General features: G+C 28.9%; 9 protein-coding genes. 8 read left to right on the forward strand and 1 reads right to left on the reverse strand.

Annotation, left to right across the window (positions count from 1 at the left end; translation table 11 throughout):
• Positions 1–9 precede the first annotated feature (9 nt).
• The 7 genes from JW646_RS13655 (at position 10) to JW646_RS13685 (ending at position 11,576) form a co-directional block, all read left to right on the forward strand.
• The gene (locus JW646_RS13655) at positions 10–4,272 is read left to right on the forward strand and encodes an Ig-like domain-containing protein (RefSeq protein ID WP_228415450.1); all 4,263 of its coding nucleotides are present in this window, start codon (positions 10–12) and stop codon (positions 4,270–4,272) included.
• Between the two features lie 212 nt (positions 4,273–4,484).
• Positions 4,485–6,239, forward strand: coding sequence for a hypothetical protein (locus JW646_RS13660; RefSeq protein WP_228415451.1), 1,755 nt, complete (start codon positions 4,485–4,487; stop codon positions 6,237–6,239).
• Positions 6,240–6,884, forward strand: a complete 645-nt coding sequence (locus JW646_RS13665; RefSeq protein ID WP_148556170.1) for a cohesin domain-containing protein — start codon at positions 6,240–6,242, stop codon at positions 6,882–6,884. It abuts the gene before it with no gap.
• A gap of 21 nt (positions 6,885–6,905) precedes the next feature.
• The gene (locus JW646_RS13670) at positions 6,906–8,156 is read left to right on the forward strand and encodes a DUF4430 domain-containing protein (RefSeq protein ID WP_228415452.1); all 1,251 of its coding nucleotides are present in this window, start codon (positions 6,906–6,908) and stop codon (positions 8,154–8,156) included.
• Complete coding sequence (locus tag JW646_RS13675; RefSeq protein ID WP_206924150.1) at positions 8,153–9,043, forward strand: energy-coupling factor transporter transmembrane component T; 891 nt, start codon at positions 8,153–8,155, stop codon at positions 9,041–9,043. Before JW646_RS13670 ends, JW646_RS13675 begins: the two co-directional genes overlap by 4 nt.
• A complete protein-coding gene (locus tag JW646_RS13680) occupies positions 9,016–10,716 on the forward strand; it encodes an ABC transporter ATP-binding protein (protein ID WP_228415453.1) in 1,701 nt (566 codons plus the stop codon). Before JW646_RS13675 ends, JW646_RS13680 begins: the two co-directional genes overlap by 28 nt.
• A complete protein-coding gene (locus JW646_RS13685) occupies positions 10,674–11,576 on the forward strand; it encodes an ECF transporter S component (RefSeq protein ID WP_074915045.1) in 903 nt (300 codons plus the stop codon). Before JW646_RS13680 ends, JW646_RS13685 begins: the two co-directional genes overlap by 43 nt.
• 81 nt (positions 11,577–11,657) lie before the next feature.
• On the opposite strand, the gene JW646_RS13690 is transcribed toward JW646_RS13685, so the two are convergent.
• Entirely contained in the window at positions 11,658–12,593 is a 936-nt protein-coding gene (locus tag JW646_RS13690) for a helix-turn-helix transcriptional regulator (protein ID WP_228415454.1), read from the reverse strand.
• A 167-nt stretch (positions 12,594–12,760) separates the two neighbouring features.
• On the opposite strand from JW646_RS13690, the gene modA reads away from it, so the two are divergent.
• On the forward strand, positions 12,761–13,570 hold the full coding sequence (gene modA / locus JW646_RS13695) for a molybdate ABC transporter substrate-binding protein (protein ID WP_228415455.1): 810 nt from the start codon (positions 12,761–12,763) through the stop codon (positions 13,568–13,570).
• The last annotated feature ends 10 nt before the right edge of the window (positions 13,571–13,580 follow it).

Raw genomic sequence — 13,580 nt, forward strand, 5'->3', positions numbered from 1 at the left:
GGAAGTAGAATGAAAAACAAAATAATATCAAAATTTTTATCTGTATTAATGGCATTTATGATGATAATTTCTGTCGTACCTACAAATGTGTTTGCAGATAGTACAAAATCAAAAAGTAATTCTATTGAAATAAAAGAGAATGACTTAAATGGTAATCGATATGAAACATATTACTATGTAGAAAATGAAAGCTATACTTACAATGGTAAAAGTGTAGAGTTTATATCAGAAAACCAAATTAAAGCTGGGGATGAAACTTTAAACTTAAAAAACAAAAAGACTACAGTGAACATAAAGGTTGAAGGTGATAAAGCCACTATAGCATTTACGGGTATTAATACACCTATAGGTTCTGTAAGTGGTCAATGGAACTCGGCTTATGCAGGAGAAACAAAAATATCTTATGATACAGATATAGAAAGCCAAACAAAAATAACTTCTAAAAATTATGATCTTAAGACTTTGGAAATAACAGGACTAACAAATGGAACTTATCATTTAACAAATGGATCTATATATGAAAAAGCAAATGAGTGGAGTTCGGGTATAACAGAAATAGGAACAGAAGGATATTTTGGAAGATTACCAGATATAACTTTTACAGTAGGATCTGATCAAGAGCAACCAGTAGGAAAAGTTAATTTATCAATAGAAAAAAGAACTATTGGTAAAGGTGACACGTTGTCAATGGAAGAAGTTGATATGTATGAAGGGGATACTGCTTGGGATGTATTAAAAAGAGAATCAGAAGCCAGAGGAATAGAATTAAAATACACTCATCATGAAGCTTATAACTCTGTTTATGTATCTTCTATTTCAGGTGATGGAGAGTTTGACCATGGACAAGGAAGCGGATGGAAATATGAAGTAAATGGAGTATTCCCAGATGTAGGCCTATCAGCGTATAAGTTAAAAGTAAATGACACAGTAAGATTAAGATATTGTAGAACAGTAGAAAGTGAAGAATTAAATAATCCACTTGTAGATTATTTAAAACAATTAATTGCAGATGCACAAGATACAATTAAAAATGGAAATTATACTTCACAATCTATAGCTAAAGTTAATACAGCCATAAAAGATGCTAAAGTAATAACTTCAGACGAACAATATAATAGCAAAGACACTGATAAGGAGTTAGTAGTAAGTAAACACATTAAAGAAATAAATGATGCAGTTACTACATTAGAGAAAGAAGATACAGACCATGGCGGAGATGTAGACGCACCAAGTAATGTACCAGATGATTTTGAAAATGATTTGTGGTTGCAATATGATTACAAAGAATTAAAAGTTAATGGCACAGCTACTATATATCCAAGAAGAGTACCTCAAATAATAGACGATCCAATAAGTAACCATGTAACAAGACCAAATTTTAATTTTCAAATAATATCAGGTGATAGTATAAGTCTAGATACAACAAAATCTACAGACAAAGCAACAGTTACAGCAGTCAAAGAAGGTACTTCTATAGTAAAAGTTACATATGATGCATGTGGAAGTTATGGGGCATCTTCAATAGTTAATACAGCTTATGTTGTATATGATGTAGTAGGAGATGCTAATACAGGAATAACTATAAATTCAAATATTAAAGAAACTTCTTACGATACAATTTACTATAAAGAAGGATCAACAGTTGACTATGAAATAGATCCAACTATTACAGGAGCTGATACTGTTGAAGTAACATGTAATGGAAATGTAGTTACTGAAAAAAATGGCAAATATACTGCAAAATTAGAAAATAAAAGTAACATTATAGGAATAAAAGCAACTAATTCAAAAGGGACTAAGAGTTATTTCAAAGTTGTAGATGCTAGAAAAATAGAAGTATCAATAGTAAATAGCTCTAGACCAGGTGCTACATTTGAAGCTGGTGATACTGCTAAAATAAGTTTTAAAGGTATAACTCATCCGGTGTATAAATTAGCAACGATATACAATCCAACTTGGCAAAGTACAGCACCTTGGCCATCAAAAGGAACTTTTGTTGAGTATAAAAATGATGTATTAGGTACTGTAAAAGGATATTGTAACCAATGGGATCTAGCTACAGTAAATACTATTAAAGTGACTTTTGATAAAGCAGGAGAGTACAAATTTAATTCAGGACAAATATTTAGTGAATGGTGGGGAAGCGAGCTTGGGGCTGATAAAGGACAAGAAGGTTCAGGAGAACCTAACTTAGAAGCTCCACAAAATTCAAGATATTTCTCTTCTGTGCCAAACTTTACAATAAATGTAGCATCAGCAGAATATAAACCAGTTGAAAGTGTAAAAATCAATGAAAAAGATGTATCTATAGAAGTTACAGGGGAAACTAAATTAACTGCTACTGTACTTCCAGAGAATGCTACAGATAAAGTTGTAACATGGTCAAGTGATAATGAAGAAGTAGCTACTGTTGATCAAAATGGAGTGATAAAAGGATTAAAAGAAGGAAATGTTACAATAATAGTTACTACAAAAGATTCAAATAAAACGGATTCTATAACTGTTAAGGTAACACCAGAAAAACCGGCTACTGATGAAGAGAGAGAATCATTAAAAGCCTTAATAGAAGAAGTTCAATCAATGAACGAAAGTAAATACACAGAAGATACTTGGCTAAAATTACAAGAACAATTAAAAATATCAAAGGAAGTTTATAATAATGAAAAATCTTTAAAAAATGAAATAAATAATACAACGAAGGACTTACAACAAGCAATTGATAATCTTAAAAAAGCAATAAATGTAACTATATCTCCAAAAAGAATAGAAGTAGGAGATGAAGTTACTATAAAATTTACTGGGTTAGAAGTACCAGATATAAGTAATGATGGTAATGGGAATAGTAGGTTGGAAAGATTTAGTCTTATGTTTAATACTAATATGCCAGGTGTTTCACAAACTAAATCTGAAAATGCAATAATAAATAGTGAGTTAATAAAAACTATTAAATTTACAGTTCCAGAAGATACAAAAGCAGGAGAATATACTTTATCAGATGGATATATAGAAGCATATTGGAGAGCTGCTATACATCCCAATATGCCAATTGAATTGGCACCAGCCGTTACTAAAAAATACTGTGAAAATGAATTACCTAAAATAACTATAAAAGTTGTAAATGTAGAAGAAGAAACCACAAATAAAGTATTGGCGCAAAAAGTAAGTGAAAAAATAGAAGCAATAGATTTAACTAATGGGTTTAGCTCAGTAGAAAAAAATAAAGTAAACAATGCTAAGAATGAATTTGATAAATTAAGTGAAACTCAAAAATCTTTGGTATCAAAAGAATTACATGAAAAATTGAATATATCAATAGATAAAATAAAAGAATTAGAAATAGACAATTTTGTAAATTTAGTTTCTAAAATAGAAAGACCAGCAACTAAAACTTCTATTAATAAAGTAATAGATGCTGCGGGTGCTTATTCTAATATGGATAGTGAATTGCAACAACACTTAAAAGTACAAAATACTAAAAATATTTTGGATCAAATTATAATAGAAATATCAAATAAGCCAGAAAAACCAATAGAAAAAGAGTTTAAAAAAGTCTTATCAATAAATAATATAAAATATAATTCCACATCTATAGCTGGAAAAGGTGAAGCTGGAGCTAAAGTCCATGCATATGTTGGTTCAAAATTAATAGGGTCATCAACAGTTAAAAAAGATGGTACTTATACTATTAAAACTGACAAGTTAATTGGCGGAGCAACGATAGCTGTAAAAATGAAAAAAGAAGGATATAAAACGGCAGAAGTAAAAAAATCAGTTTTAAAGGAAATAAAGAAATTTACAGTAGACAAAGTGAAATGTGGAGATAAAAAAATAACAGGTACAGGAAATGTTGGGTTTTATGTTAGAGCATATGATAAAAGTGGAAAACAAATAGGAAGTACTGTAAAAGTAGATTCAAAAGGAAAATTCTCTATATCTGTGCAAAAACAAGCGGCCAGAAAATCTGTAACTTTAAGAATATCTAAATCAGGATATTATACAAGAAGTAAAACAACAACAGTTTTAAAAGTATTTAGCAAAAAATTAAGTGTAAATTCGGTAAAATCTAGATCTAAGGTAATTACAGGAAAAGGACAATATGGTGCTACAGTAAGAGTGTATGTTAATGGAAAGCAAATAGGAAAAACTATTAAAGTATCTAAAAATAACAAGTTTAGCGTTAACATACCTAAACAAAAGAAAAATACTAAGATTACTATAAAAATGACTAAAACTGAAACGCTAGGATTAGATAAAACTATTATAGTAAAATAATATTTTTAAGTTAGGATAATAGGATATTTACTATCATATTTATCCTAACTTTTTTGATAAAAATGTATTTATAAGTAGTATACAAGGTAGTACTACTGTAGTAACTTAAGTATACTCTTTACTTTATTTTATTGTACATAAATAAAATAAAATCTACCATTTAAATAGGTTGAAATAATCATTCTAAAATTTTATATAAAGGGGGAAAGATTTTGTTTAGGAATAGAATATTAAAAAAAATAATATGCATATTGACATTTGTAGTAATGGTAACTACTTGCTTAAGTGGATCTTATGCATTATCGTTAAAAACTCCCAATCCAAGTGTTAAGGAGGCTATAAATAATACAGGTATATTGATCCACAAAAATACACCGGACCCAAATGTAGGGACATTTAGTGGTGAATGGTCCATACTATGTTTAGCAAGAGGTGGAATTAAAATACCACAGTCTTATTATGATAAATATTATTCAAATGTAGTTAAAACCCTAAAAGAATGTGATGGTGTTTTGCATAATATAAAATATACAGAGTACTCTAGGGTTATTCTAGGTTTAACATCCATAGGAAAAGATCCTAGAAATGTTGGAGGATATAATTTACTTGAAAAATTAGCAGATTTTAGTAAAGTAATAAAACAAGGTATAAATGGTCCAATTTTTGCTCTTATAGCTTTTGACACTAATAATTATGAGATACCAATAGTTGATGGTGTAAAAGTTCAAACTAGTAGAGAAAAACTAATTGATTATATTTTAAACAAAGAAATTGATGGAGGTGGATGGGCACTTAGTGGAAAAACTCCAGACCCAGATATTACTGCAATGGCCCTACAATCATTGGCGCCATATAAAAATGAAGAAAAAGTTAAGCCGTATATAAATAGAGCTATTAAAGTATTATCAAAATTACAAAATGATAAGGGGGGATATTCTAGTTGGGGAACTACAAATAGTGAAAGTGTTGATCAGGTTATAGTGGCACTATGTGCACTTGGTATAGATCCAGGAAAAGATGAAAGATTTATTAAAGGTGATTGCTGGTTAATATCTAATTTAATGAGATTTTATGTTAAAGGTGGCGGATTTAAACATGTGGAAAATATGGAAATAGACGCAATGGCTACTGATCAAGGAATGTATGCATTAGTAGCATACCAAAGATTTTTAGATGGTAAAAATAGACTTTATAATATGACAGATGCAAAAGGAACATTATCCACTGGAGAAAATCCTGATTTAGTCAAGCCTAGTGATGATAAAGACAATAACAAAGAAAATAATAGTCAAAATTCATCTGGAGGGACGATAAATCAGGACAGTAATTTGCCTAGCAAAGGAGTTAGTAGTTCATCAGTAAGTAATAGATCAACTAGTTCAGGTAGTTCAAATACTTCACCCAATACAAGTAGTTCATCTAAAAACAAAAAAGATGCTACTATAAACTTTAAAATTATTTATGAAGGTGAAAAAGATGGTTTGATTCCTGAAAATAAAAAATGCATAGTTGTAGAATTTCCTAAAAGAGATGATCAAGTAGGGGTAATGTATAATGAAAAAAATAATTTGTATTATAGCGAAGAATTATCAAAATTAAGTAAATCACCTACATATATAGGTCTTATTAGTAAAGATAGTAAAAAAGAAGATTTAATAAATATGGAAAAATATAAGTTTATGAAAGAAAAAGGAGAAGAAATAATATTTGGAGATTTGAATAATGACAAAATAGTTAATGGTCAAGATTTATTGAATTTACAATCAGTTCTAAGTGGAAAGATAAAAATTTCCAAGGATAAAGAAATAATAGCGGCAAATGTGACGATAGATTCTAAAATTGATAATGGAGATATTGATAGCATAATAAATAAGTTTGTAAGTAATAAAGATTATAAAGCCTTTGGAATATACAAAGATGATAATAAAAAAGACAAAGAATCGGATAAAGTAAGTGAGGAATCTTAAATGTTAAATAATTTGGATAAAAAACAAAAATATACCATATTAATTTTGCTTTCTATTTTAGCAATTGTAATAGGAATTTCTTATATTGTAGTTATAAATTCACAAGAAAAAAATACTAAAAACGATATAGATAACAACAGTGAAATAAAAAAAGAAGTATCAATATCATTGAATGGAGATAGTATTTTATCTAAGAATAATAAAAATACTTTTAAATTAAAGTTAAAGATGTCACAGATTCCTTCTAATATATATTCAAGTGCAAGTTTTTCTATTTCTTTTGATAAAAATAAAGTTGAATTTGTTGATATAGAAAAAGGTGATATATTAACTTACTCATCTAATTCACCATCTTGGGAATATGATGTAAAAGCAAGTAATAAAAGAGGTCAAGCTAATATTATGTATCTGGATTCTACAGGAGGAAAAGAATCATTTACTAGTAAATCTATAGTAGAAGAAAGAAAAAATAATATTTTAATATTAGAATTTAAATTAAAAGATGATGTTGAAAGTGGAGAAAATATAAGTTTTAAGATAAAAGATGCAGTTTTTGCAACTGTTAATGGGGACAAAGACAATTCAAGTTTATCAACAAAAAATAAAAATATTAAATTTGAAGACTGCAATATAAAAATAGAGTAATTTGCTAGGGGGATGAGAAAAATGAAGCAGATAAAAAAAATAGTCATATCCTTACTTTTGATTATGGTTTTTGCTGTTACAGGATGTAATGTAGTTAGTAGTGGTGAAGGTAGTGGAGCTTCTGGAGATAATAGTAAGATTCCTGAAAATGGAGTAGTCACTGCACAAACATTTGAAAAAATAAAAGATAGTGGAGAAATGGCCTTATTTGAAAGTAATAATAAAGATTTTTCTTATGAATGGATGTTTTTGGCTAGTGATATTAAAGAACCTAAAGATATAAACTTAAAAGTTAATTCAGTAAGTGAAAATATAGATTTAGTAAAAGAAAAATCTAAATCAGATATAGTTTATGGGTTTTCTTTTGAAGAAGCTTCAAGTTTAGAAAGCAGCACAGCTTTATCAATTATATTTAATAGTAAGTTAAAGTGCAGTGCAGCAGATATATATAAGCTAAAATCAGATAAATTGGAAAAAGTAACTACAGCTACTGTAGATTTTTCATCAGATAAAACAACTATTAACTTTAGTATACAAGATCGAGAAGGAACATTTTATATTGTAGGAAGTGATCCAAAACAAGCAGCAATAGATGCAGATACTGATGGAAGTAGTTCAGAGAGCTCAGAGAGTTCAAATAGTTCAAATGGTGGAAGTAGTAATGACAGTAAGAGTGACAAAGCAAAACAAAGTTTAGAATATAAAAAGCAGATGGGAATTAATGTAGAAGAAGGGACTCCAGGGAAAGATGGAAAAGATAAATATTTAACAGATCCAACTCCAGCTGGAAAACCTAAACCTTTTGAATGGAATGAAGGTGGAAATAAAGTTGACAAAAGTAAAGTAGCAGGATATGTAACTTTATCAATAGATTGTAAGACTTTATTAAAACCATCAAATAGAAAGGTTGCAATAGAAAATGGAAAAGGAGATATGATTCCATCAGATGGAATTATATATAAAACTAAAAAAGTTAAGTTTTATAAAAATGAAACAGTATTCGATGTTTTATTAAGAGAAGTAAAAGATAATAAAATTCATATGGAATTTTCCATGACTCCTATTTATAACAGTAATTATATAGAAGGTATTCATAATTTATATGAGTTTGACGGAGGAGAATTAAGTGGATGGATGTATCAAGTTAACGGATGGTACCCTAATTATGGATGTAGTAGATATAAATTAAAAAATAATGACAAGATAAAATGGAGATATACTTGTGATTTAGGTCAAGATGTTGGATGTGATTGGATGGCAAATAAAAAATGATAAACTCTTTTAAATCTTACCATCCAATTGTGAATTTTTATTATTTTACAGTAGTAATATTATTTAGCATGTTTTTCATGCACCCTGTTTTTTTAGGGATATCTTTTATTACATCATTCATTTACTCTATTTGTTTAAATGGAGGAAAAGCTGTAAAGTTTAATATAGTATATATGATACCATTTTTAGTATTTTGTGCAGTAATAAATCCAGCCTTTAGTCATGCAGGAGTAACTATTCTTGGATACTTTAGTACAGGAAATCCATTAACCCTAGAATCTATTGTTTATGGTATAGCAGCAGCAACTATGTTTATATCAATGATTCTTTGGTTTTCTTGTTATAACGCAGTAGTATGTTCAGATAAATTTATATATCTATTTGGACGAATAATACCAGGATTATCACTTATTATATCTATGGTATTAAGATTTGTACCAAAGTATAAGGCACAAATTAAAGTAATATCTAATTCACAAAAATGTATAGGGAGAGATGTTAGTAACGGAAATATAATAACTAAGGCTCTTAATGGAATAAAAATTTTATCTATAATGATGACTTGGGCATTGGAAAATGGGATAGAAACAGCTGATTCAATGAAATCAAGGGGGTATGGTCTTAAAGGAAGAACTAGTTTTTCAAATTATAGATTTGATAATAGGGATAAAATTGTAATAACTATAATGATTTTTTTTACAATAATAATTTTAATAGGTCATTCTAGGGGAGAAAACACTATGATTTATTTTCCTGCCATAAAAACGGTTCCTATTACAATATTTAGTATAATTGATTATACTGCATATTTTCTTTTATGTATTATCCCAGTGATTCTTGATATTAAGGAGGAAATAAAATGGAGACATTTAGAATTGAACAATTAGCGTTTTCTTATCCTAATATGGAAAAACTAGCTTTAAAAAACATAAACTTAACTATTGATTCTGGAGAATTTGTAGTAATTTGTGGAAAGTCAGGCTGTGGGAAAAGTACATTAATAAGACATTTAAAAACCGTACTTACACCTTATGGAAAAAGAGAAGGTGATATATATTTTCAAGGGAAATTGCTTGATTTAGTTGATGATAGAACTCAGTCATCACAAATAGGGTATGTATTGCAAAGTCCTGAAAATCAAATAGTAACAGATAAAGTATGGCATGAATTAGCTTTTGGTCTTGAAAGTTTAGGTTATGACAATAATACCATTCGACTTAGAGTAGCAGAAATGGCTAGTTTCTTTGGTATACAAACTTGGTTTAGAAAAAATGTAACAGAACTTTCAGGAGGACAGAAGCAATTATTAAATTTGGCTTCAATTATGGCGATGCAACCATCTGTACTAATTTTGGACGAACCAACTAGTCAACTAGATCCTATAACAGCTAGTGATTTTTTAAAGACTATAAAAAAAATTAATGAAGAGTTGGGAATTACAATAGTAATGGTAGAACATGATTTAGAAGAAGTTTTTAATATGGCTGATAGAATAATACTTATGGACGCTGGCGAAGTAATTATTGATGATAAGCCAAAGAATGTGGGGAAAAAGGTAAAGCAATTAATGCCGGATATGTTTGAGGCAATGCCATCTCCTATAAAAATAGCTTCTTCTTTAAATATAAATGAAACACCTATTACTGTAAAAGAGGGACGATATTTTATTAATGAATTATTTGTAAATGAAGAAGTAGCATATACAAGAGTAGAAGATGATAAAGAATATAATAATATATACTCAGATAAAGCAGCAATAAAAATGAAGGATGTTTGGTTTAAATATGAGAAAGATGGCAATGACATTGTAAAAGATTTAAACTTTGAAGTTAAAGAAGGTGAGTTTTTCTGTGTAGTAGGAGGTAATGGTACGGGAAAAAGTACAACAGTTTCACTAATATGTGGAATAAACAAACCTTATAGAGGCAAAGTAGAAGTTTTTGAAAAAAATATAAAAGAATATAAAAATAAAGAGTTATTTAATAATAATATAGCTATTCTTCCTCAAGATCCTCAGTCTTTATTTGTAAAAAATACAGTAGAAAAAGATTTATATGAAATGTTTCCAAAGTTGGGAATGAGTAAAAGGGAAAAAATAAATAAAATAGCAAAGATATCTAAATTAGTTGAAATAGAAGATTTATTAAATCACCATCCATATGACTTAAGCGGTGGAGAGCAACAAAGAGCAGCTTTGGCAAAAGTATTGCTTTTAGAACCTAAACTATTAATACTTGATGAGCCAACAAAAGGCTTAGATGCTCATTTTAAGGTTAAGTTTGCTAAAATAATAAATAAATTAATAGAAAATAAAGTAACAGTAGTTATGGTATCTCATGATATAGAATTTTGTGCAAGTTATGCTCATAGATGTGCTCTTTTCTTTGATGGAAGTATTGTAACTAGTAATACACCAAATAAGTTTTTCTCGGGAAATAGTTTCTACACAACTGTAGCAAATAGAATGAGTAGGCAGGTATTTGAAAATGCTGTAACATGTGAGGATGTGATAACTTTATGCAATGGGAACAAGGAAGCAATGCTACAAACATTAGCTTAGTAGATAATCTATGTGACAATATTAACTCTATAGAAGAAAAAAAGAAGAAAATATATATAAAAGAAGAAAAAAAAGAGAAAATAAAAAAAAGAAGTAGGCGCTATTATTTTGCTAGAAATAGAGTTGCAAAAAGGACTTTAGCAAAAGATTCTAAATTAAGTAAAAGAACTTTTGTAGCCATGTTTATAATATTACTTGCTATACCATTCACTATATATTTAGCTGTTTTTCATGGAAATCAAAGAGAAAATTATTATGCAACTAGTCTTATTATAGTTATAGAAACCATGGTACCATTTTTTATGGTATTTGAAGATAGGGATCCTCAGGCTAGAGAACTTGTTGTAATATCGGTGTTAGCAGCTATAGCGGTAGCTGGGAGAGGTGCATTTTTTATGCTGCCTCAGTTCAAACCTGTTGCAGCTATAGTGATAATAGCAGGAGTTTGTTTTGGAGGGGAAGCAGGTTTTTTAGTAGGAGCTGTTTCTGGAATTGTGTCTAATTTCTTCTTTGGGCAGGGACCTTGGACTCCATGGCAAATGTTTGGTTTTGGAATAATAGGATTTATAGCAGGGCTATTATTTAAAAAAGGAATGTTAAAAAAGAAAAAACTATCCTTATGTATATATGGAGGTATTTCCACATTCTTTATATATGGTTTTTTATTAGACACTGCATCCATATTTATGTTTTCAGAAAAAAATATAACAAAAGCAGGAGCTATATCAGTATACATAAGTGGTATACCATTTAATATGATTCATGGCATATCAACAATATTTTTCTTGTTTATACTTAGTAAACCTATGATAGAAAAGCTTGATAGAATAAAGGTAAAATACGGATTAATTGAACCATAAAAAATAATGCTCCTCTATGAGGAGCATTATTTTTTAGTATAAAGCAAGATTAGATTTTAATTCATGCTTTTGTTTTGAATTTTATGTTTGGCCAACTATTTTACCGGTATCTTTTAAATCATATCCTCCAAGTCCTTCAAGCTCATATTTGAATTCTTTAGAAGATAGAATATCAATAATAGATTTATAAACTGGATTATCTAAATCGGATTTTTTTATTACTAAGTCGTAGCGTTCTTTTTGAAGAGGAACAAATTCAATATTATCCACTTGTTTCGAAACCTTTTCATTACCAATTCCCACATCAGCACCACCTCTAGCAACATAGCTAGCAACGCTAAGATGAGATGTTTCTTCATTTTCATATCCATTTATATCAGTAGATATATTAAGTGAATGAAGTTTTCCATCAAGCAATACTCTAACTCCTGAACCTTTTTCTCTATTAATCATAGTAATGTCATTTCTGCTTAAATCATTCCAATTTTTTATATTTTTAGGATTACATTTTTTAACATAAAACCCTTGTGTTCTATAAGCAATATTAATTAAAATACAAGGCACACCTGGTAATAACTTTTTTACAAAATTAGTATTATATGTATCTGTTTCCATATCCCAAAGATGACAAGAAGATATGGAAACTTTGTTATTATACATGTCGTATAATCCATTATAGCTGCCCATATGAGAACGATATGTTCTTATATTTTTTGTTTTAACTTCTATAATTCTACATAATATATCTAAAATAATATCTTGGCCAGAAATTATAATTTCTCCACTTTTTGTAGCAGAAGGTTTCATATTAATAGTAGGTTCAAATAAGGGTATGGAATTGTTGATAAATGTATTTTTTTGACTATTTATATAATTTTCCACATCACTTTTATCAATTCTTATTTTTCTACCAACCTTATAAGAGGGAAGCTCTCCTCTCTTTATCATTTCATAAACTGTATTTTTTGTAATGTTTAACATGTCAGCAACTTCTATTGCATTTAATGATGAGTTCATAACAAACACCTCCCTAGAAATATTGTAACATAAAATATTTTTTTTACTAAATATTCTAAAAAATGTATAAACTTGTTGATATAAAAGTATCAAATATATACAATATAAATTATAAAACATGACATAATGTTACGAAACATAATAAAACATAATAGAGGTGGATGTTTATGAAAGTTTTAAGAAAGTTAGGAATAATGGGTCTCGTTTTAGGTTTAGCCCTAGGAGTAGTTGGGTGTTCTAGCAACAGTGAAGACAAGAGTAAGAAGGATGACACAACAAGTGAAGAGGGAGTAACTTTAAATATATCTGCAGCAGCGTCTCTACAAGAGGCAATGACTGAATTAGAAACAAAATTTAAAGAAATAGATTCAAGTGTAAAACTAGAAGTTAACTTAGGATCTTCTGGAGCTTTACAGCAACAAATAGAGCAAGGCGCTGCTTGTGATGTGTTTATATCAGCAGGTGAAAAACAAATGAAAGCATTAGAAGAAAAGGATTTGTTATTAGATGGAACAAATAAAACTTTATTAACTAATGATTTAGTATTAGTTGCTACTAAAGGAAAAACAGTTAAAGATTTAGAGAGTTTATCATCTGATAGTGTGAAACATATAGCTATGGGAGATCCAGAGTCAGTTCCAGCAGGTAAATACGCTAAAGAAGTTCTAGGTAATACAAAGTTATATAATAAAGTAGAAGATAAACTTGTTCTTGCAAAAGATGTAAAAGAGGTTTTATCTTGGGTACAACAAGGAAATGCCGATGTCGGATTTGTTTATTTGAGTGATACTGTAGGTGCTGATAAAGTAGAAGTTGTTTTAACTACAGACAAAGATACTCACTCACCTATAAATTATCCAGTTGCTGTGATGAAAGAAAGTAAAAAGCAGGACAAAGCTAAAGAATTTGAGAATTTCTTATTAAGTGATGATGGACAGGCTGTTCTTGAAAAATATGGATTTAAAAAAGCTAACTAGGTTATAGAAT

Source organism: Terrisporobacter hibernicus, assembly GCF_020809405.1.
In the GTDB taxonomy this organism is placed as follows: Bacteria; Bacillota; Clostridia; order Peptostreptococcales; family Peptostreptococcaceae; genus Terrisporobacter; species Terrisporobacter petrolearius.